21 protein-coding genes are annotated in these 19,651 nt (G+C 62.0%); 14 read left to right on the forward strand and 7 right to left on the reverse strand.

The annotated features are described in order from the left end of the window. Positions 1-9: 9 nt before the first annotated feature. The gene (locus tag PQ627_RS01210) at positions 10-633 is read left to right on the forward strand and encodes a nucleoside/nucleotide kinase family protein (RefSeq protein WP_274258325.1); all 624 of its coding nucleotides are present in this window, start codon (positions 10-12) and stop codon (positions 631-633) included. Positions 634-639: 6 nt separating this feature from the next. Here the strand turns inward: PQ627_RS01210 and PQ627_RS01215 are convergent, their stop codons facing one another. From PQ627_RS01215 to PQ627_RS01230, 4 genes are all read right to left on the reverse strand, one after another. Next, positions 640-1,680 carry an AAA family ATPase gene (locus tag PQ627_RS01215; RefSeq protein WP_274257992.1) on the reverse strand — a complete coding sequence of 347 codons (1,041 nt, stop codon included), beginning with the start codon at positions 1,678-1,680 and terminating at the stop codon, positions 640-642. 1 nt (position 1,681) lies between these two features. Continuing rightward, the gene (locus tag PQ627_RS01220; protein ID WP_144658682.1) at positions 1,682-2,107 is read right to left on the reverse strand and encodes a hypothetical protein; all 426 of its coding nucleotides are present in this window, start codon (positions 2,105-2,107) and stop codon (positions 1,682-1,684) included. A 91-nt stretch (positions 2,108-2,198) separates the two neighbouring features. Beyond that, positions 2,199-2,969: a phosphatase PAP2 family protein gene (locus PQ627_RS01225; RefSeq protein WP_274257994.1), complete on the reverse strand. Its 771-nt coding sequence runs from the start codon at positions 2,967-2,969 to the stop codon at positions 2,199-2,201. A gap of 2 nt (positions 2,970-2,971) precedes the next feature. After that, the gene (locus PQ627_RS01230) at positions 2,972-3,595 is read right to left on the reverse strand and encodes a DedA family protein (RefSeq protein WP_274257996.1); all 624 of its coding nucleotides are present in this window, start codon (positions 3,593-3,595) and stop codon (positions 2,972-2,974) included. A 205-nt stretch (positions 3,596-3,800) separates the two neighbouring features. On the opposite strand from PQ627_RS01230, the gene PQ627_RS01235 reads away from it, so the two are divergent. The 12 genes from PQ627_RS01235 (at position 3,801) to PQ627_RS01290 (ending at position 16,727) form a co-directional block, all read left to right on the forward strand. After that, positions 3,801-4,532, forward strand: a complete 732-nt coding sequence (locus PQ627_RS01235; RefSeq protein ID WP_274257998.1) for a phosphatase PAP2 family protein — start codon at positions 3,801-3,803, stop codon at positions 4,530-4,532. Then, entirely contained in the window at positions 4,532-5,197 is a 666-nt protein-coding gene (locus tag PQ627_RS01240; RefSeq protein ID WP_274258000.1) for a DedA family protein, read from the forward strand. The genes PQ627_RS01235 and PQ627_RS01240 overlap by 1 nt, the downstream gene beginning before the upstream one ends. 4 nt (positions 5,198-5,201) lie before the next feature. Next, positions 5,202-5,876 carry a response regulator transcription factor gene (locus PQ627_RS01245; RefSeq protein ID WP_274258001.1) on the forward strand — a complete coding sequence of 225 codons (675 nt, stop codon included), beginning with the start codon at positions 5,202-5,204 and terminating at the stop codon, positions 5,874-5,876. Next, a complete protein-coding gene (locus PQ627_RS01250) occupies positions 5,869-6,858 on the forward strand; it encodes a sensor histidine kinase (RefSeq protein WP_274258003.1) in 990 nt (329 codons plus the stop codon). The genes PQ627_RS01245 and PQ627_RS01250 overlap by 8 nt, the downstream gene beginning before the upstream one ends. A 195-nt stretch (positions 6,859-7,053) precedes the next feature. After that, positions 7,054-9,738: a polysaccharide lyase 8 family protein gene (locus PQ627_RS01255; protein WP_274258005.1), complete on the forward strand. Its 2,685-nt coding sequence runs from the start codon at positions 7,054-7,056 to the stop codon at positions 9,736-9,738. A gap of 92 nt (positions 9,739-9,830) precedes the next feature. Further along, positions 9,831-10,985, forward strand: coding sequence for a substrate-binding domain-containing protein (locus tag PQ627_RS01260; RefSeq protein WP_274258007.1), 1,155 nt, complete (start codon positions 9,831-9,833; stop codon positions 10,983-10,985). A 128-nt stretch (positions 10,986-11,113) separates the two neighbouring features. Then, positions 11,114-12,427 (forward strand): ABC transporter substrate-binding protein, encoded by a 1,314-nt coding sequence (locus PQ627_RS01265; RefSeq protein WP_274258010.1) that lies wholly within the window; start codon positions 11,114-11,116, stop codon positions 12,425-12,427. Positions 12,428-12,498: 71 nt separating this feature from the next. Further along, the gene (locus PQ627_RS01270) at positions 12,499-13,434 is read left to right on the forward strand and encodes a carbohydrate ABC transporter permease (RefSeq protein ID WP_144658676.1); all 936 of its coding nucleotides are present in this window, start codon (positions 12,499-12,501) and stop codon (positions 13,432-13,434) included. After that, positions 13,431-14,345 carry a carbohydrate ABC transporter permease gene (locus tag PQ627_RS01275; RefSeq protein WP_274258011.1) on the forward strand — a complete coding sequence of 305 codons (915 nt, stop codon included), beginning with the start codon at positions 13,431-13,433 and terminating at the stop codon, positions 14,343-14,345. The genes PQ627_RS01270 and PQ627_RS01275 overlap by 4 nt, the downstream gene beginning before the upstream one ends. Beyond that, positions 14,342-15,346: a hydroxyacid dehydrogenase gene (locus tag PQ627_RS01280; protein ID WP_274258013.1), complete on the forward strand. Its 1,005-nt coding sequence runs from the start codon at positions 14,342-14,344 to the stop codon at positions 15,344-15,346. The genes PQ627_RS01275 and PQ627_RS01280 overlap by 4 nt, the downstream gene beginning before the upstream one ends. 155 nt (positions 15,347-15,501) lie before the next feature. After that, the gene (locus tag PQ627_RS01285) at positions 15,502-15,819 is read left to right on the forward strand and encodes a hypothetical protein (protein ID WP_274258351.1); all 318 of its coding nucleotides are present in this window, start codon (positions 15,502-15,504) and stop codon (positions 15,817-15,819) included. Between the two features lie 161 nt (positions 15,820-15,980). Beyond that, positions 15,981-16,727 (forward strand): GAF and ANTAR domain-containing protein, encoded by a 747-nt coding sequence (locus tag PQ627_RS01290; RefSeq protein WP_274258014.1) that lies wholly within the window; start codon positions 15,981-15,983, stop codon positions 16,725-16,727. A 26-nt stretch (positions 16,728-16,753) separates the two neighbouring features. Here PQ627_RS01290 and PQ627_RS01295 read toward each other — a convergent pair whose 3' ends face one another. The 3 genes from PQ627_RS01295 to PQ627_RS01305 all read right to left on the reverse strand — a co-directional run bounded on the left by PQ627_RS01295 (position 16,754) and on the right by PQ627_RS01305 (position 18,744). Beyond that, complete coding sequence (locus PQ627_RS01295; protein ID WP_274258015.1) at positions 16,754-17,041, reverse strand: hypothetical protein; 288 nt, start codon at positions 17,039-17,041, stop codon at positions 16,754-16,756. Positions 17,042-17,053: 12 nt separating this feature from the next. Then, on the reverse strand, positions 17,054-17,827 hold the full coding sequence (locus PQ627_RS01300; protein ID WP_274258016.1) for a GAF and ANTAR domain-containing protein: 774 nt from the start codon (positions 17,825-17,827) through the stop codon (positions 17,054-17,056). 179 nt (positions 17,828-18,006) lie between these two features. After that, positions 18,007-18,744 carry a GAF and ANTAR domain-containing protein gene (locus PQ627_RS01305; protein WP_274258017.1) on the reverse strand — a complete coding sequence of 246 codons (738 nt, stop codon included), beginning with the start codon at positions 18,742-18,744 and terminating at the stop codon, positions 18,007-18,009. A gap of 206 nt (positions 18,745-18,950) precedes the next feature. Here PQ627_RS01305 and PQ627_RS01310 point away from each other — a divergent pair, with 206 nt between their 5' ends. Continuing rightward, positions 18,951-19,643: a histidine phosphatase family protein gene (locus tag PQ627_RS01310; protein ID WP_274258018.1), complete on the forward strand. Its 693-nt coding sequence runs from the start codon at positions 18,951-18,953 to the stop codon at positions 19,641-19,643. Positions 19,644-19,651 lie beyond the last annotated feature (8 nt).

The raw sequence follows: 19,651 nt of genomic DNA on the forward strand, positions 1-19,651 counted from the left end.
TTGCAGCCTGTGCACGCTGGCGATACCGCACGACTGGCGGAGGACCTGCACCGCAGGGCCACTTCGGGGAACCGCTTGATCGTTGGGCTTGCCGGTCCCCCGGGCGCCGGAAAGTCGACCATTGCCGAAGGCCTCAGACGGCATCTTGGGCACGAATGCGCCATCGTGCCCATGGACGGCTTCCACTTGGCAAACACCCTTATCGAGGGTACTGAACTCAGGGCACGGAAAGGCGCCATCGATACGTTCGACGTCGGCGGTTACCTCTCGCTCCTGGCAAGACTTCGGCTCAACGAGGAAGATGTCATTTACGCGCCGACGTATCGCCGCGGACTCGAGGAACCGATTGCGGCGTCCATAGCGGTGCCACGGTCGACGGGGATTGTCATCACGGAAGGCAACTACCTGCTCGCAGACGAAGGACCGTGGGGTCGGGTCCGCAGTTACCTGGACGAGGCCTGGTTCGTAGAACTGCCAGCGGAAACCCGCATTTCGCGGCTCATCCAACGGCATGTGGATTCCGGGATGGATCCTGCCGCGGCCGAGGCCTGGGCGCATGGTCCTGACGAAGCCAACGCACGCTACGTCGAGGCAACGAAGGCCTCCGCTGACCTGATCATCACCTGTTCGTAAACGGGGTCAGGCCAGCCAGCGCCACCAGCGCGGCTGGGCCGGTTCCGGCGTCGTGTCAGGTTCCGGCTCCGGCTCCTCGCCCAAGGCCAGTGCGGCCTCCGCGATGTCCTCCGCAGTGAGGGTCATCACCGCTTCACGGTCAAGCATGTCCAGGCTTTGCTTTTCGTCGCGGGACAACCGCAGCGCCTGACGGTTGAGTGCCTGCTCGAACAATGTGCGTGCGAAACGCGCGTTGCCCGAGTCTTCTCCTGCATGCAGGCCGGTAAGGATCCGGCGGAGCATCTGGTCCGCATCCGGCTCCAACAGGTACTCGTGCTGGGAGAGCATCTGGTGGAAGATCGTGTCGAGTTCGTCCACGGAATAGTCCGGGAACGTGATCTCACGGGCAAACCGGGAGCGCAGACCGGGGTTGGAGAGCAAAAAGGCTTCCATGAGGCGCGGATAACCTGCCACGATCACCACCAAGCGGTGCCGGTGATCCTCCATCCGCTTGAGCAGCACCTCGATCGCCTCAGGGCCAAAGTCCATCCGGCCCTCTTCCGGGGCCAGGGCGTAGGCCTCATCGATAAAGAGAACCCCGTCCAACGCACGCCGGATCACCCGATCGGTTTTGATGGCTGTGGCCCCCACATATTGGCCCACCAGACCGAAGCGGTCCACCTCCACCAAGTGACCCTTCTGCAGCAAACCAACGGCACGGTACATCTCTGCCAGTAGCCGGGCTACCGTCGTTTTACCGGTACCGGGATTCCCGAGGAACACCAAATGCTGGGACGTGGCCACTTCAGGCAGGCCGTGCGACTTACGCCGTGCCTGAACCTGCAGCAGAGCCACCAGGGCACGCACCTGTTCCTTGACGGTTTCGAGCCCGACCAGCGCGTCGAGTTCAGCTTGCACCTCGGACAGTGGGCGGGCCGGACCCGGGCGGGGACCTACCAAGTCACCTACAAGGTCGTCCACCCGCTCGGAACCTGGCAGCTTGAGCTGGTTGGCCAGATGACTGATTGTCTCGCGCAGGTCATCAAGCGGGTTACGGCTGGCAGCCATGTTAGCTCGGCAGCTCCAACTGGAAGCCGCACTGGCACCGAAGCACCTTGGTTCCTACGTTGACCACCGAGGCGTCTTCATTGGGCTCATCGGTGGACAGAGGCGCGTAGATGCTCTTGATGTTCGAGCCCATCAGTGACATCGGCTCTCCGCAGTGGAAGTATTCGCCGGCGAAACGGAGCAGACCATCCAAGGAACGCGTCCTGTTCAGAACCGCTGCGACATCACGGAACCGGGCCGCGTGCAGGTAATTGCCTTGGCACTTCCGGCACACGTAACCTACCTGGACCTGCAGCTCGCCCGGATGTGGCGGCAGCGACTCGATGGATTCGATGGCGACGTTCTCATTGGTTCCGCAGTGCAGGCACCCGAGGGGGCGCATGTCCTGCGTCAGTCGCGGAAGGCTTGGGCCACCAATTCCTTGCATGGCATCTCCGAGGAGTCGGCGGGGCTGGCCGGTCAGCGTCCGGTCAGCGGAACGAAGGTTTCATCCCGATATAAGGACACCACTACTAAGGCTACTTAGCAATACCGTAGTCTTTTTTCGTTACCTCTTCGCCAGGAATCCGGGCGGTGCGCCAGGTGTCCACGGCAATCACCGCCCCCAGCACCACCAGGGACAGGGACACCGACGCGACAGCGTCAGTAAACCAGTGGTAACCGAGGTAGATGCGGCTGACGGCGGCGAGCAATACACCGGCTATGGCGACAGCAAAGCTGACGACGGCGGCCCTCGGGTTGCGGTAGCGGGAAAACACCAGGAAGGTCGTCACGAGCAGGAAGTCCGAGGCGCCGAGGACATGCCCGGACGGAAAAGAGAAAGTCGTGTCCACGCCGAAGAGCATCTGGCTGACCGGCGGGCGCTGCCGTTCGACCGACCGTCCGATGATCTGCGCCAGCGCCACACCCGTCAGCATCGCAGCGGCCAGCAGCATCGGACGCCAGGCGTGCTTGGCAAGCAGGCCCCACAGGAGCGTGAAAACCAGGACGATGATGGGCAGCGCTATCGGCCCGAAGATGACAGCAACCACGATCATGACCAGCGTCAGCTGTTCGGAGCGCATCCCCAACAGCGCACGCTCAGCCACGGCATCGTCCAGGGCCAGGCCACCATGCTGCAGGACTCCCGCGAGCGTAATGAGGAAAGCAGTCAAGCCAGCTGCGGCCAAGACGGCTGAGGTCACATAAAGAGCCTTCCTGGCTCGGGGTTCCATGAAGCGCTCCTCCACAACGAACTTCTCATGGAATACGCGCCCCCAACCCTTTGTCCGCTCAGTTTTTCCTGGCATGTTCAGCTCCCCAGCGCATCGCGTCGCTTCCTGCGGGCGGACCGGATCCGCCAGATCACCACTGCTACCAACGCCAGGGCAACGGCGACTGCGGTGATGTCCCTGCCCACGACCTTGGCGACGACTTCGTAGGAATTCCCGGCCAGGTAGCCGAGCAGTACAAAGCCGACGCCCCAGACGAGTCCCCCGGCCGCATTGAAAGCGAGGAAGCGGGGATAGTGCATATGGGACGTGCCGGCCAAAGCCGGCATCACGGCTCTGAAGAAAGCGACGAAACGGCCAAGGAAAACAGCGGCTCCCCCGCGCCGCCGCAGGAACTCCTGCGCCTTGCCGAGTTTCTCCCGATGACGTTTGAGGGCACGGCTTTCCAGCAGGCGGGTCCCTGCATGCCTTCCGACCTCGTAGCCGACGGTGTCGCCGATGATCGCGGCCAGCACCACCAGGGCCATCATCCACCCGAGCTGCACCTCCCCGCGACTGGCAATCACACCGCCAAGAACTGCCGCCGTTTCTCCCGGGATGACGAAACCGAGGAAGAAGGCGTCTTCGGCGAACACGAACAGCGCAACCAAAGTGTAAGCGAGCGCCGGGCTGACGCTCAGAAGGCCATCAATGAATCCACCCACAGGCCCCACCACCTTCCACGTTTACCGAGCACCCCGGCTTCCTCACCGGGCCTGTCTCCAGTGTGTGCCAGGGATCGAAAGAAAACATCAAGATTGATCGATGGCCGGCGCCAACTTGGTCAGCGGCATTCCCACTTTTTCTTAAGGAGTTCTTAAAGTCCTCCGCCCAGAATCGAATAAACAGTTCGTCCTGCCGAAGGTAGCCATGTTTCTGCAATCCACGCCACGCCCTCAGCCTGTTCAACAGCTGCCGGTACCCAAGCACTGGTTGATGCTGGGGCTGGTTCTCTCGGCGGCTGTGATCTGCGCCGGCTTGACGTTGAGGTTTGTCCCTAGGCTTACTGAAGCCGAATTGGCGGTCAATGAGCACTTCAGCACGCACCACACCGCAGTTCTTACGGGCATGGCTTTGGCCCTCAACGTTCTGTTCAGCCCAGTGGCCGGCGGACTGATGGTGATGGCCGGCAGTATTTATCTCCTGCTGGTTCGGCGGTCCCTCCCCAGGGCTGCCTTGTTCGCCGCCACGGTGGCATCGGGCTGGCTGACCTGCCAGGTGTTCAAAGTGGCAATCGGCAGGATCCGGCCTGACCCCGCCCTCTTGTTCGATCCGTTGGTGCCGGAGCCGGTGTCCAACAGCTTCCCCAGCGGTCACACATCTTTGGCCGTTGCCCTCACCTTGGCGGTGTTCGTTACGCTTCGGGGAACGCGATGGGCCAAACCGTCCCTCTGGGCAGGCATGTTCGTGGCGGCGGTGGTCGGCTGGTCCCGTGTCTACATAGGGGCCCACTACCCTCTGGATGTCGTGGCATCGTTCCCGGCGACGATCGCAGCGGTCCTCATCATGGCCGGAATATGGAATCGATCCGCACCGGGCCTCCTGGCCAAGATTCAGTACCGGTTTACCTCCGCACGTACTCTCCAGCGAAAGAAGCCGTGATGAACGCCCTCGTCTTGGAGTCTGTCAGTCACACCGAGCTGATTCCTGCTTTGGACCCGGCCACCCTGCTGCAGGGCCTTGGGCCAGCAACCTTGGCCGTAGTGGCGCTAATGGTCTTCATCGAATCCGGAGTTTTGTTCCCGTTCTTGCCGGGTGACTCGCTGCTGTTCACCGCGGGCCTCCTTCACCAACAGTTGAATCTTGCGTTGCCTGTGCTGATATTTGTGGTGACCGCAGCCGCGATTGCCGGCGACCAAGTCGGCTATCTGCTGGGGCGCCGCTTTGGGCGCCGGTGGTTCTCCGACGATGCCCGGGTCCTGAAGACCTCGCATCTGGCCAAGGCCGAAGACTTCTTCCAACGCAGAGGCGGCCCCGCGCTGATCCTTGCCCGTTTCGTACCGGTCGTGCGCACGTTCGCTCCCCTGAGTGCCGGCATGGCCCGGTATCACTACAAGTCATTCGCTCTGTGGAATATCACTGGCGCAATACTTTGGGCCGGCTCCGTTACACTGCTTGGCTCCTGGCTGGGTCATTTCGAGGTTGTTGCAAAGAACATCGACGTCATAGCAGTAGCCATGGTGCTGGTTTCAGTGCTGCCGTGGGGCATCGAATACCTCAAACGCAGGCGCGCCCGCACGGCAACGTCTTCCTCCACGCAAGAATAGATCCGTGACCACTGATGCCAAACTGTGGCTCTTGCTGGTGGAGGACGACCCTGCCCTCGGACCACTGATAGCCGAACTCCTCCAGCCCGACTACTACGTCCACGTTGCCGTAGATGGCCGCGAAGGACTGCAGCAAGCAGTGGCACGGAATTGGGATGTCATGGTGATTGACCGGGGACTGCCGGCAATGGACGGCATCGCCTTGATCGCGGCTCTGCGTTCCAAGGGGATCGCCACTCCCATCCTCGTCCTCACCGCCCATGGGGCCGTTGACGAAAAGGTCCGGGGCCTCGACGCCGGCGCCAACGATTACATGACCAAACCCTTCGATGCCATGGAGCTCGCGGCCAGACTCAGGGCGCTGACCCGCAGCTACCGCCAGGTTCCCAGGACCATCCCCATCGGAGACTGGGAACTGGATCCGGCGAACAGGTCCATACGCTCGCTTCACGGTTTCCTTGCCTCTCTGACGGCCACTGAGTCGGAGTTGCTCTTGGTCTTGTCCTCCGAGCCGGATCGTGTATTCACCAGGGAAGAACTCCTGATGGCCACAGACAGCCAAGGCGAACTCCCCGGCGTTATTGACACCCACGTCCATCACGTTCGGCGGAAAACTGCCAGATCAATCGTCAGGACCATTCATGGCGTGGGGTATCAGATAGGCGAAGCTGATGACTGAACATTCATTGCCCTCACAACAGGACCAAGCAACCCTTCGCAAGGCCTCGCAAAAGATCGCTTTGCGCATCAGCGCCGCCTGCGCCCTGCTTGTCCTTTGCCTCCTCGCAGCCGCCACAACCTACCTGCTGAACCAGGCCGGACAACCGGAACCCCTGGAAGCAGGGGCTGTCTACGCCTACCTCGATACCCAGGACTTGATCAAGGCCATGGTCATCGCCGGCGTCGCAGGAGTCGCCTTGGCCGGTGGCGTTGGTTGGCTCAGCGCCCGGAGCGCCATCCGCCCCCTGGGCGAAGCACTGGCCCTCCAACGACGCTTTGTCCAGGACGCAAGCCATGAGATGCGAACCCCCTTGGCCATTCTCGATGCACGCATCCAACTGGCACAACGCAGCACAACTCCCGATTCGCCCTACGGGCAGCAACTGTCCAGCATCCGGTCCGACACCGCTGCCCTGACCCTCATCGTCAACGAACTCCTGGAGTCAGCTACGGGGTCGGCCCACGAACCGCTGACCGCCCCAACGAACGTCGCCGCTGTTACGCAGGACGTCGTCGAGAGCCTGGGTCACTTGGCCGCGGAGCGCGGTATCCGGCTGGAATATACAAGCCGCGGACAGCCCCAGGCCCTCGTTGCCCCGCAACGGCTCCACCGTGCAATTCTTGGGTTGGCCGAGAACGCCCTGGCCCACACGCCCGATGGAGGGCACATCGCAGTCGTCGCAGCCGCCGATAAATATCACGCGACCATCACTGTGACCGACAATGGCGCAGGTATCACGGGCATAAACCCGGACCGGATCTTCGACCGCTTTGCGCGAACATCAGAGCAGCGCGCGGGGAACCAGCCACGCAGCTTTGGCATCGGATTGTCGTTGGTCCGCGAGATCGCCGTCGCCGCGGGCGGCTCCGTGGAAGTCCTCTCAACCGGACAGCAAGGTACCTGCATGCGAATGATGTTGCCGGCAGTCACCTCCCGCTGATCCAGCACGCTGAATCAGGGCGGCGCCAACCTGGTCTGTTCATTACTGTTCAGCTCAACATCATTTGCTTGACCCGCTGACTCCCGTGGCCTTTCATGGAACCAACCTGATCCCGGGGCTGCCCCAAGCCGTCCGGATCACACCCCCTACAACTCCCCCGCCGCACTTCGCTGCGCCCGGAATCAAAGGTGAACCATGGATGCAACTCCCTCGACAGGCCAGGCACTAACCGACAAATCCTTCAGCCGGAGGTCCTTGCTCCTCGCGGGATCGGCTGCAGCCGCTTTGCTCACGAGTCTTCAGGCCGCACCGTCCAAGGCCGCCGCCAACGACGATCCGTTCGCCGTAGCCAGGCAAGCGTGGAAAGCAGGGATCGTCGGCTCTGGATACAACCCGTCAGATCCTCCGATAGCATCGCGGCTGGCCTCTGTGGCCTCAACGGCCACGAAATGGCAGTCATCGATGATCACCGGAACTACACGCACCTCCCTGTGGGCAGATCTGCCGTTGGGCGCCAAATCCGCCAATGTCACTTCCCACGCCCGCCGACTCCGCGACATGGCCATCGGGTGGGCCGCCGAGGGGTCCCCCGCTTACCGCAACAACGGACTACGTGCCGCCATTATCGATGGCCTCGACTGGTTCACCTCCCACGCCTACACTGCCAACTCTGCGCCCTACGACAACTGGTATGAGTGGATGATTGCCACTCCCCAGGCGTTGAACGATACCGCTGTCCTCATGTTTGAGCAGCTCGCGCCAGCGCAGATCACCGCGTGCGCCGCCGCCCAGGAAAAGCAGGTGCCGGAGATGCCGACCACGGGCACCAAAGCCGCTGCCGCCAACCTGGCGCTCATTGCCGATGGCTTCAGCGGGCGCGGAGTCCTGGCTGGGCAGCTGGACACCGTGAAAGCCGCATTGGCCAGCCTGGCATCCATCTTGTCCTATGCCCAACCTGTTGGGGGCACGGTGGGTCTGCTGAATGGCGGTAACGTGGGCGCCATCAACGGTGGTCCCGACGAGGCAGCTTTCTTCAGTCACGATGGTTTCTATCCTGACGGTTCTTTCATACAACATGGTCAATTCCCGTACGTCGGCGGCTACGGTTCCAGCTTCCTCAGTTCGCTGGTGGCCACCATTACGCGCACGGCAGCGCTGGGCACACCCATCGACACCTCGATTGTCTACACCTGGATCCACGAGGCTTTCGAACCATTCCTCTGGAACGGCCTGGTCATGGACACAGTCAGGGGACGCAATGTTGCCTTCTCGGCCGGTGGCGACCACGACAGCGGCCATGGCATCGTTGCCGCCTGCCTGCCCCTTCTTGCCAGCGCCCCCGGGGCCGAACGACAACGTTTGGCATCCATGCTGAAGCAGGAGCTCACTGCGGATACGGCCCACGATCCCACTTCTGCGTTTTCCCTGGCCTCGCTGGCCGGCGCAAGGACGCTACTGGCCGACACTTCCGTTTCGACCAGGGGCCCGCTGGTGAAGACGCAGGTTTTCGGCGCCATGGACCGCGTACTTCACCGCACGGAAAGCTACGCGGCAGCTGTGGCCATGCACTCCCTGCGGATCTCGAACTACGAGACGGGCAACAACGAAAACCTCGCCGGTTGGTACACCGCCGACGGGGCCTTGTACTTGTACACGAATGACCTCGACCAGTTCGACAACGGGTACTGGTACACCGTGGACCCCTACCGGATTCCCGGCACGACCGTGGACCGGGTGGAAAGGACCTATGCCAACGTCCCCTGGCGGGCCGAATACCACAACCCCGACTATTGGGCAGGTGGTGTGACTGCCGGCACCTGGGGAGCGGCGGCGTTCCGTTTGAAGGCGGAACAGCCCTCATCCCTGAGGTGCCGTAAGTCCTGGTTCTTCTTCGGCGAGCAGGTTCTGTGCCTGGGCGACGGCATCAGTGCCGCGGCGGGTCGAACCGTCGAAACAGTTCTGGAGAACAGGCGTTCGACGTCGGTGGCATCGGCCGGCGTCACCGTTGACGGGCGCGCCGTGGCCGCCGTCGAAGGAACAACCGAGGCTGTACCGGCCGCCCGCTGGGCACATCTGGAGGGTGTTGCCGGCTATGTTTTTCCAACCCCTACCGACGTCCACGCACTGCGCCAGAACCGTACCGGAAAGCTGGCCGACATCAGCCCCAACCGTTCATCCCCTGCCGCAAGCAACACTTTCTCCACCCTTTGGCTGGACCACACCGCATCCGGAACCGATTCGTACGCCTACCTCGTCCTGCCGGGAGCAAGCGCAAGTGCAACAGCCCACGTAGCTGAACAATCTTCGGTTCGTGTCATCGCCCGTACCGGGGTTGTGCACGCGGCCCGGCATGAGTCTGCCGGCCGATGGGCCGCGGCTTTCTTCGACGCCGGTACTGCGTCCTTCGTGACGGCTTCCCAAGCCTGTGCCGTTGCCGTGGAGGAATTGGCCGACCAGCTGGTGGTGACCCTCAGCGACCCCACCCAGTTGTCCTCCTCCATCGTCCTGGAACTCGACATCAAGCCAAGTGCGGTTTTGTCCGCCGACCCTGGGGTTGACGTATCCCGGCAGAACGGCAGGACACGGATCACGGCGGACGTGAACGGAACCCTGGGAAGCAGCAAATCGGTCAGGCTGCGTTATGTCCTCACACCGGAGCTGGTGTCGGAACGACTCAAGGACATGAACAAGGCAGGGTTGCTGGGCAAGGAGCCGTACAAGCAGTTGGATGAGGTCCTTGCGCGGATCATCACTCCAACACGAACCAGCACCGGGGCATCGTTCCTGACAACCTTGGAGGGCCTCAAGGCTGTAATTGACACCGCAACGTACACGGAACTGGAAGATCTGGGTTCGCGCCTGCTCGCACGGTTGTCCTGAGTTCAAGACGGCCCCGGTAACCAATGCTTACACTTGAACACAAAGGAACATAATGAACACGTTCTAGTGCACACCTCGAGAGGCTGGTCCGGATGCTGTCGGAAAACCGCAAACACCTCATACTCAGGGAACTGGCGCTCAAAGGTTCCCTGAACGCCTCCGAGTTCGCAGCCCAGATCGGGACCTCAGGCATGACGGTCCGCCGTGACCTTGCCATCCTGGAGAAACGGGGACTGGTGGAACGGGTGCATGGCGGCGCGATCGCGGTTTCCGACGCCTCCGGTCCGCAGCAGCCGCTGCAGGTGCCTGCCGGCCGGGTCCCGCAACGCGGGGTGGTCGCTACCATTGGAATGATCGTCCCCTCGGCTTCCTACTACTTCAGCGGCGTCATCCGTGGTGCTGAGACCGCAGCAAGGGAAGCGGGCGTTCGATTGATTCTTGGCGTCTCAAACTACTCGAGCACCGAAGAACAACGGCAGCTTCAGAGAATGTACGATCTCGGCGTCGACGGGATACTGGTGACGCCAAGCGAGGCATCGCTCTCGGACACAGAAACGCTCGATCTGCTGGCAGCAGCGGCCGTTCCGATCGTCGTCGTGGAGCGATCCATCGAAGACGCACTCGATCGCGGCGATTTCGAGTGCGTACGCAGCGACCATGCCCAGGGCGCCCGCATCGCCGTCGCCCATCTCCAGGAGCTGGGACACCAACGTATCGCTCTGTGCCTGAGGGAGAACAGCCCTACAGCGCCGCCGTTGATCGAGGGATTTGCTCAGGCGATGGAAAAAGCCGGACTGCGCGCCAATCCCGCAAACACCATGGTCCGCACCATGTCCCGCGCCCGGAACGATCCCCAGGCCCACCATGAGCTGGTTGCCGACATCCTCGATTGGTGCATACGGGAGAAGGTCACCGCCGCGATCGTGCACACGGACGAAGACGCCCTGCAGTTCGCCAGCGTGTGTCAGGAGCGAGCAATCAGGGTGCCCGAGGACTTCGCCATCATTGCCTACGACGATGAAATCGCGGCGCTGGGGACCACGCCCCTGACTGCCGTAGCGCCACCCAAGTTCGACGTCGGACACCAAGCGTTGATGATGTGCGCGAACCGGGTCATCTCCCGACGCCCTGGCCCCACGGCGCGGCAGCGCGTCAACCTGTCCCCTACATTGGTCGTCCGTAATTCGACGCTGCCTGAGGGAGCAGCGCCGGGTCTGACTGTGCTCTCCCAGGGTTCACTCGCCTGATCCTCGGTATATTGTTCATTTGTGTTTATTTTGTAGTCTACTGTTCATCTCTGTTGTTTCAATGGATGTAGTCGAGTGCAGCCCCCGCACTCCCCGACTTCGCATCGTGAACTTCAAAGGAGAACAGAATGAAGCGACGCCAGCTTCTGCTGGGAGCCGCCAGCCTCATGGTCAGCGCGGCCTTGGTGTCAGGTTGCGCCAGCACCCCGGCTGCCAACCCCGCTCCCACTCCCACGGAGGACCCAAGCGGTACCATCACCTTCTGGTCTTCCCTGGCCGGCATGGACAAGGTAGCCGCGGCCTTCAACGCCAGCCAGGACAAGATCAAAGTCAATTTCGAAACCATTCCCAACGGCGCCGGCGGCGGGTACGCCAAATTGTCGACGGCGATTACGGCCGGCAACGGTCCGGATGTTGCCACCATCGAATACCCCCAACTGCCGCAGTTCGTCAGCAACGGCCAGCTGCAGCCCTTGGACGCGTACATCGACAAATCAGCCACCGTGGACAAGCTCAGCGACGGCACGAAGGCCTTGGTGCAGTTCGGTGACCAGAGCTATGCGCTGCCCTACGATGCCGCGCCCATGATCATGTGGTACCGCAAGGACATGTTGGACAAAGCAGGCGTGGGCGTCCCGAAAACGTGGGAAGACTTTGAGGATGCAGGCAAAAAGCTGAAGGCCGTGGCGCCCGACGCCCACTTGGCCAGCTTCAATCCGAACGAGGCCTCGCTGACCGCGGCCCTGTCCTGGCAGGCGGGCGCCAAGTGGTTCGGCACCGAGGGTGACAGCTGGAAGGTCGGTGTGAATGATGAAGCAACGCAGAAGGTAGCAACGTACTGGCAAAAGCTCATCGACCAAAAGATCGTCAAGGTCCAGCAGTCCTTCAGCGACGAATGGTCAGCGGACCTGGCCAGTGGCGCCGTCGTCGGTGTCCTCGGTGCCAACTGGAGCGCCACCGGCATCCAGAAGCGCACCGAAGCCAGTGGCCAGAAGGGCCAGTGGATCGCCGCGGAGGTGCCCAACTGGGGTACGCCGGCCGGTGCCTTTTACGGTGGGTCCAGCTTCAACATCACCAAGAGCAGCAAGAACCCCGCAGCGGCCGCCAAGTTCATCGAATACCTTTCAACCAGCCCTGAAGCCATCCAGGCCCGCGGGAACACTGGCTCGGCTTTCCTTGCCTTCCCGGGATTGACGCCCGTGGCCCAGAAAGCCTTCGACGCCAGCTACTTCGGCAATGACATCTACCAGGTCTTCGACAAGGCATACTCCACCATCACTCCGGGCTGGCAGTGGGGACCCAATTGGGACATCACCAACACCGCCCTTAAGGACGCCTACGGCAAGTTGACCACCGGCGGGAAAGTCAAAGACGCCGTTGAGGCAGCCCAGGACGCGACCGTAGCCGGACTCAAGCAGAGCGGCCTCTCCGTCAAGGAGTAGGCCCGCATGGCAGGGTGGTCCGGGAGCCAAACCCGCCCGGACCGCCCTGCCGCGGAGGAGACACAAACATCATGGCCCTGACCAAGGCAGCCCCCATTCGCCGCCAGCGCAAAACCCGATCCATGTCCGGAACCGGCGGCCGCACCGCGGCGTTGTTCCTGACTCCCTTTTTCGCCGTCTTCGCCCTTGCGATGGTGGCACCCGTTATCTACTCGATCGTCCTGAGCTTCTTCGCGCAGCAGAAGTCGGGCCTGGGCTTCGGCCAGGCCAAAACCTCGTTCGTGGGGGTAGAGAACTACATACAGGTCCTCCAATCCGAGAGCTTCGTAGCAGGCATCGGGCGGCTCGCCCTGTACTGCGCCATCTACATCCCGTGCATGGTGGGAGGTGCCCTGGCATTCGCGCTCCTTTTGGACGCCACCGTGGCAAGGGCAAGGAAGCTCTTCCAGCTGCTGGTTTTTCTTCCCCACGCAGTCCCGGGCGTGATCGCTGCCCTGATTTGGGCATATCTCTACACCCCCGGCGTCAGCCCCATTGTTTCGGTCCTGGAGGGCGGGGGCATCTCGCTGAACTTCCTGGATAACCACATGATCCTGCCCTCCATAGTGAACATCGCGGTATGGGAGTGGACAGGTTACAACGTCATCATCTTGTTCACTGCCCTCCAAGCTGTCTCCAGGGAGGTCCTGGAAGCCGCCCGAGTGGACGGTGCAGGGGAAATCCGGACAGCCTTCAGCATCAAGCTGCCCCTGATCCTCCCGGCCCTCAGCGTCATCATGTTGTTCACCGTCATAGGCACGTTGCAGCTGTTTACCGAGCCGTCCATCATCGGCAAAGCCACAGCCTCCGTGACCAGCACCTGGGTCCCCAACATGTGGGCCTACGATGCCGCCTTCAACCGGCACAACCTGAACCAGGCAGCCGCAGCATCCATCATCATCGCCCTTGTCGCAGCTGTGCTGTCCTGGGTCGTCACCCGCTTGAGCTCAAGGATGAACAAAGCATGAGCACCCCAACACTGACCAGGACCGGGAACGCTGCAAGGCAGCTTGCTTCCCACGGAAAGGGAAAAAACAACCACCCGCGCGGGTTCGCCGGCAAGTTCACCGTCAACGCACTCCTGATCCTGGGTTGTGCCTATATGGTCCTTCCCGTCCTGTGGCTGTTCTTCGCCTCCACGAAAAACGCCGCCGATCTCTATGCCACAGGCGCCTACGCCCTTGGACACCCGGCGTTCTTTGAGAACGTCGCCGCAGTCCTCAATCAGGACGGCGGGATGTTCCTCCGCTGGATGGCCAACTCAATGTTCTACGCGGCTTTCGGCGCCATTTTCGGCGGCCTGATTTCCGTGATGGCGGGCTACGCGTTCGACAAGTTCCACTTCCGCGGCAAGGATTCCTTCTTTGGGGTGGTCTTGGTGGGAGTACTCATTCCCAATACGGCCACGGTCTTGCCGATGTATATGCTGGCCTCGGTTTTCGGACTGACAAACACCGTGTGGGCCATCCTGATACCAGTACTCTGCAATCCGTTCGGCGTCTACCTGGCCAGGGTGTACTCGGCGGCCTACGTCCCCTCGGAGACCTTGGAAGCCGCCCGAGTCGACGGCGCAGGTCCGGTCCGGTCCTTCTTCTCCTTGGGTCTGCCGATGATGCTCCCGGGATACGTCACCATTGCCCTCTTCCAATTCGTCGGCGTGTGGAACAACTTCATGCTCCCCTTGGTGATGCTCCAGGACCAGCAGCTGCTCCCGGTCAGCGTGGGCATCTCCATCTGGCAGGGCTATTCCCTCCCCCAACCGGAATTCACGCCCATGGTCATCACCGGCTCGTTGCTTTCCGTGATTCCGCTCCTCGTGGCCTTTATCCTGCTGCAGCGTTTCTGGAAGTCCGGCCTGACTGCAGGGAGCGTCAAATGACCTTGAACATCGCCCTGGCCATGCCCGAAAACACGGCACAAGGGGTCTTCCCCCCGCGAAGCCTGGACCCCTTGGAGCCCAGCTTTAAGATCCTGAGCCGCGAACCCATCCAGGATTTCCATTCCCCCGAGGGACGCGCCCTGATCAGCAAGGCAGACGTTCTCCTCACGGGCTGGGGCTGCCCCATGATCGACGACGCAGTATTGGATGCCGCTCCACGGCTGCGATACGTGCTCCATGCCGCAGGAAGCATCAAGCATCATATTGGCGAGGCCTGTTGGGAACGTGGAATCCAGGTCAGTTCGGCTGCGGATGCGAACGCCATCCCCGTCGCCGAATACACGGTTGCCATGATTATCCTGGCCAACAAGCGGGTCCTCCAGATCGCGCGGGCGCTCCATACAGGCCGCGAGGAGGTTCTCCCTGAGCAGCTCTTCCCGGACATGGGAAACTACCGCAAACGTGTCGGCATCATCGGTGCCTCAAGGATCGGCCGGCATGTGATCCGCCTGCTTGCCCCCTACGAGCTGGACATCGTCGTCGCCGACCCGTACTTGTCACCGCAGGAGGCCTCGGCACTGGGAGTTGGGCTGGTCAGCCTGGAGCAGCTCATAACCGGCAGCGACGTCGTCAGTCTCCACGCGCCGTCGTTACCCTCCACGAAGAACCTCATCGACGCCGGGCTGATTCAGAGCATGCGGCCCGGCGCCACCTTCATCAACACCGCCCGCGGCGAGCTCGTGGACCAAGACGCCCTGCTCGCCAGGGTGGAGCAGGGCGACTTGTACGCGATCCTGGACGTCACAACACCTTGGGTGCTGCCCTCGGACTCGGGGTTTTACACCCACCCAAACGTCCTGCTCACCCCGCATGTGGCAGGTTCGTTGGGAAACGAACTGGAGCGCATGGCGGCATCTGCCGTAGACGAGGCGCTGCGGCTTGCCCGCGGCGAACCCCTTCGGTTTCGCGTGCGCGCAGAGGACCTCGCCTTCACCGCCTGACCGGTTCCCGTTGTCCACTGGGGTCATAGGGCCCCTGCGGATGCGCGTTGGTTAAGGATAGTTAGCGGCTGGAGAAATGCAGTTGCGCCAAAAAAGAGCCCCTCTGCCACGATCGCATTCCGGAGTTCGCCGAGGTGCACGGATTCGTTCGCCCCATGGGCGCGTGTATCTGGATCTTCCGCGCCACCGCTTCCACCATAGAGGCAACGTTGTCCCACTCCGACAACGAAGAAACTACCGAACGGCTCCTGACAGCCCTGCGGGACCTCATCGATGCTGCCCGGGAGCTGCCAACGCCACCAAAGGTCCAGGTCCCGGAACCGGAGGATCTGGCGATGCTCCCCGGCGAAAAGATCAACGCGGCGGTGGTCGACTACCTGCGCAGTGGCTCCACGGCCGGAATGGTGCTTCCGGACCCAGCAGACCCATCGGTGGACACCATCCGCGTGGTGGCGCACCAGCGGGACCAATGATCCCAGCCAGCCAGCAATAGAGCCTTCCAAGCCCTCAATTGATTAGTGTGCATCGCCGCGTAGAAGCGTAGCGTTAAGCCAGCGGAGCGTTGTGGGCCGTTCAGGCTGCCGGGTACACCCGAGGGAAGCCTGTCGACCCGCGTGTTTTGAATCGGGGCGACATGGCCGATTATGTGGGACCAACAGCGGAGCAACTGCAGGATTTGCTGTTGGAAAACTCGGGATTTGCAGACTTCCTCCTGGGCCTGACCACCATCTCTGCCTCGTTGCTTGGTGCCCGGGATCCAATGTTGTGCGCCATCACCGTCGAAAGGGATACTTCTCCCGCCACTGTGGCCAGCAGTAGCGACAAGGCCCGGAGACTCGACGAAAAGCAATACGCGCTCGACGACGGACCTTGCCTTACAGCCTTGAGGAACCAACGCACTGTCCTCATAGAGGACCTGCGAATGGATCGCGGATGGCGGGACTACGCCGAACGGGTTGCCGGCGAAGGAGTCAGGTCCGTACTGGCCGTTCCCATTGAGAGTGAGGGCGCCTCGCGTGCTGCCCTGAACTGCTACGCCTTGACACCGGGGGTCTTCGATAAGCCGACAGTTGCCGCGGTCGAAGCCCACGCCGCTTCGATTTCCAAGACCCTTCGCCTTGCCCTCAGGCTGCACGGGAGCATCGTTCCGGATCACCTCACATCGGTCCTGCAATCCCGCGCGGTGGTGGACGCCGCGGTGTCGTTGATCATGGTGCAGAACCAATGCAGCCGGCAACAGGCCATGGATCTCCTCCACGTCGCGGCCCTCAACAACAGCCGAAGGATTCGCGATATCGCGACCGAGATCCTCCAAGGTTCGGCATCAGTCGGGCCTCCGTCTCCAAAGCAGCCCACGATACTCGACAATCATGAATCATGACGGACAGCAACAGCGATACGGAGACACTACTCCTCACGGTCGCTTCCGCCACCCAAAGTATCGTGCCCGTAGCTGGCCCGCCTGCCATTTTGGCCGCGCGCGTCCAACGTCTCGTTCAGTGCGTGGGCCAGCAAGTCACGCTCCAGCGGCGGCAAGCTGAGCGCACCGTAGTAGTACGCCTGGATTTCGACGAGGCCTGACGCACCACCAATTCCGAAGTAGGCCATCCAGACCTGTTCCAAGGTCAGGTCGGTATCCTCCAAGGCCAAGCGGAACTGGTGTCTTTGCAACTCCTCACCACTGGCAAAGGTCATAGTTTCCCCCGGTCAATCAGTTGATCCCGGCAGGTTGTCAATGACTTCACGCGCCACCTCATGCAGCCGGCGCTTCTCCTTGTTGGACCGGGCAATAAGATGAAGCACAGCCTCATGCTCGCCCAGCCCCAGCGTGGCCATGGTGATCCCTTTGGCCGTTGCAACCTGTTCGCGCTGCGCCAGGGACGATTTGAGCTGGTCACTGAGCGCCGAGACTCTCTCCTTGGCAAGCGCGTTGACCAGGAAGATCGAGGCCTGTGAAGCAAAGGCTTCCAAGAGGTGGATCAGTCGAGGTGAGGCGGTTCCTGGCGCTTCCCAATAGACCTTGATGGCGCCAAAAGCCAGATCACCGGAGAGCAGCGGCACACTGACGCAAGAACGCACTCCCAGATCCGCCGCGGCCTGCCCCCATCGCATCCACCTGGGATCAGTTCGGATGTCTTCCGAATCCACGGGCTTACCCGAGGCCCAGGCGGTCAGGCACGGGCCTTCACCCAAGTCGTATTGCAGCGCGTCCGCGGCGGCCACAACTGACGCGGTAGAGGCCGCACTGCTGCGCCGCCCGTCAGCTTCCATCAACGACACGCCTGCACCCACGGCGTCCTCGACGGCAAGCACGGCCGCTTCTGTAATCAACAAAAGGGCATTCGACACCGTTTCTTCAGTGAGCAGCATGTTCGAGGCCCGCGCGAACATCACAGCCAGCTCATCCGTCAGGGGCAGCTCACTCACCGGTACCACCGCAGCTTCCGCCTCGCCATCCATCGCGGGGCCGATCCACATCATTCCCAGCCATCATTCTTGACCTTTCCGCGCCGCTTCACAGTCCACAGGAACCGACGTTGGTAAGTATCCTTATTATAGTAAGAACTGAAAGCTCAGAACAGCGCACCACGATAGTCCACCGCACAGATCGTTCGTACGCAACGCGCCCCGCCGGACGCCACGCTTCCGGGGCGCAGCCCTTAGTCCTGAAAGAACGTCTTTGTGGTTTCCTGTGGTTCGGAAATCCCCGCGATAATGCCTTCGGCGACATCATGCAGTTTCTGGTTTCTGTTTTGGGACGCCTGCTGCAGAAAGGCGAAAGCCTCACTTTGGGTACAGCGGCTTTGGGCCATGATCATGCCGCACGCAAGGTCGATGGCAGTCCTCCGGGCCATAGCCGCTTTGAGGTCCTCGGCCAGGAGGTCAGCAGTTGAAATACGCAGGGCAAGCCGCAGAGCCTGGGCGGCTATATCTGCGAACACTTCAGCTTCGCCAATGGCGTCCTCCGTGAACTTCCCAGTTGCCGGCGCGAAGAAGTTCAGCGCCGCCGATGAGTCCATACCCAACGACAACGGAACACCCAATGCACTCCGGAAACCCGCGGCGGAAAGATCCTCGCAGTATTCGGGCCACCTACGCTCGGTAGAAACGTCTGCCAGCAGTACGTACCGCGATGTTTCCAGGGCCTCCTGCGCAGGACCGCTTCCGATGGCCTGCTCGATACCGTCCAGCAGAAGCGCATTGTCGCTGCTTGCGGCACCGGTGACCGCGCGCTTGCGCCTCCACAACCTCACGGCACACTCCACACGCACCCCGGCAGCCCGGCTCAGCGTCGTGGCGGCATACTGCGTCATGCCGTCCAGGAAATTCCTGACGTCTCCAGCAGCAATCAACTGATGGAGGTTCTTGAAGTCTTGGTTCTGTTCCCGGGTTTCCATGTCAATCTCCCAAGAGGAACTGACGGTGGGCAGGGGGGCGCATCAAACCTCCGCGGTAAAGCGAAAAGGGCGCCGGGCTTCTTCAGCGAAATTTTGGCTCCACTATGCCGCATTTGAGTGGCTTCTTTCAAACCCTCAGTTTCCCACGTGTTCCTTTCCGTATAAATGGTTCACAACACCCCGGATCAGGTGGTTAGGCTGGGTGAATGGCAACAGTTATCCTCGTGCGGCACGGCCGCACCACGGCCAATGCAACCGGACTGTTGGCCGGGCGGGCCGCGGGAGTGAGGCTGGACCAGGCCGGGCGGGAGCAGGCGATCCGGGCCGCGGACCGCCTCACTGCCATACCTCTTGCGGGAGTAGTCTCCAGCCCTCTGGAACGTTGCCGGGAGACGGCTCAAGTCATCCTTGATCGGCAGGCCGGCAGTCCGCACGCGCCGGTCGAGGACGACCTTACCGAGTGCGATTACGGCCAATGGCAGGGCCGCGCCCTCAGCGAACTCGCCACGGAGCCATTGTGGCCCATAGTCCAAACGCAACCATCCGCCGTCGTCTTCCCCGGTGGTGAGTCCATGGCCGGAATGCAGGCGCGGGCCGTAGCCGCGATCCGACGCCACGATGCCGCGTTCGAAGCGGTGTTCGGCCCGGGTGCCGTTTGGGTGGCAGTCAGTCACGGAGATGTCATCAAGTCGGTCCTTGCCGACGCCCTCGGCATGCACCTGGATTTGTTCCAACGGATCAACGTTAGTCCCGCCTCCGTATCGATCGTGCACTACGGCGCCAACCGGCCCAGCGTTTTCGCCACCAACACGGACGCCGGCGATCTCTCGTGGCTGGCGAAGGGCATTTCGTCCGGTGACGCCCCGGTCGGCGGCGGCGCAGGGCAGAAGACGCCGTGAGGCGCATG

The sequence above is a fragment of the Paenarthrobacter sp. AB444 genome, from assembly GCF_028736865.1.
Taxonomy (GTDB): Bacteria; Actinomycetota; Actinomycetes; order Actinomycetales; family Micrococcaceae; genus Arthrobacter; species Arthrobacter nicotinovorans_B.

Bases quoted from the DNA above. Each gene is read 5' to 3' on its own strand.
- PQ627_RS01215 (WP_274257992.1), bottom strand. From the start codon at position 1,680: ATGGCTGCCAGCCGTAACCCGCTTGATGACCTGCGCGAGACAATCAGT.
- PQ627_RS01300 (WP_274258016.1), bottom strand. From the start codon at position 17,827: ATGATGTGGATCGGCCCCGCGATGGATGGCGAGGCGGAAGCTGCGGTG.
- PQ627_RS01295 (WP_274258015.1), bottom strand. From the start codon at position 17,041: ATGACCTTTGCCAGTGGTGAGGAGTTGCAAAGACACCAGTTCCGCTTG.
- PQ627_RS01220 (WP_144658682.1), bottom strand. From the start codon at position 2,107: ATGCAAGGAATTGGTGGCCCAAGCCTTCCGCGACTGACGCAGGACATG.
- PQ627_RS01265 (WP_274258010.1), top strand. From the start codon at position 11,114: ATGAAGCGACGCCAGCTTCTGCTGGGAGCCGCCAGCCTCATGGTCAGC.
- PQ627_RS01280 (WP_274258013.1), top strand. From the start codon at position 14,342: ATGACCTTGAACATCGCCCTGGCCATGCCCGAAAACACGGCACAAGGG.
- PQ627_RS01270 (WP_144658676.1), top strand. From the start codon at position 12,499: ATGGCCCTGACCAAGGCAGCCCCCATTCGCCGCCAGCGCAAAACCCGA.
- PQ627_RS01275 (WP_274258011.1), top strand. From the start codon at position 13,431: ATGAGCACCCCAACACTGACCAGGACCGGGAACGCTGCAAGGCAGCTT.
- PQ627_RS01290 (WP_274258014.1), top strand. From the start codon at position 15,981: ATGGCCGATTATGTGGGACCAACAGCGGAGCAACTGCAGGATTTGCTG.
- PQ627_RS01310 (WP_274258018.1), top strand. From the start codon at position 18,951: ATGGCAACAGTTATCCTCGTGCGGCACGGCCGCACCACGGCCAATGCA.
- PQ627_RS01250 (WP_274258003.1), top strand. From the start codon at position 5,869: ATGACTGAACATTCATTGCCCTCACAACAGGACCAAGCAACCCTTCGC.
- PQ627_RS01235 (WP_274257998.1), top strand. From the start codon at position 3,801: ATGTTTCTGCAATCCACGCCACGCCCTCAGCCTGTTCAACAGCTGCCG.
- PQ627_RS01255 (WP_274258005.1), top strand. From the start codon at position 7,054: ATGGATGCAACTCCCTCGACAGGCCAGGCACTAACCGACAAATCCTTC.
- PQ627_RS01240 (WP_274258000.1), top strand. From the start codon at position 4,532: ATGAACGCCCTCGTCTTGGAGTCTGTCAGTCACACCGAGCTGATTCCT.
- PQ627_RS01285 (WP_274258351.1), top strand. From the start codon at position 15,502: ATGGGCGCGTGTATCTGGATCTTCCGCGCCACCGCTTCCACCATAGAG.
- PQ627_RS01305 (WP_274258017.1), bottom strand. From the start codon at position 18,744: ATGGAAACCCGGGAACAGAACCAAGACTTCAAGAACCTCCATCAGTTG.
- PQ627_RS01260 (WP_274258007.1), top strand. From the start codon at position 9,831: ATGCTGTCGGAAAACCGCAAACACCTCATACTCAGGGAACTGGCGCTC.
- PQ627_RS01225 (WP_274257994.1), bottom strand. From the start codon at position 2,969: ATGCCAGGAAAAACTGAGCGGACAAAGGGTTGGGGGCGCGTATTCCAT.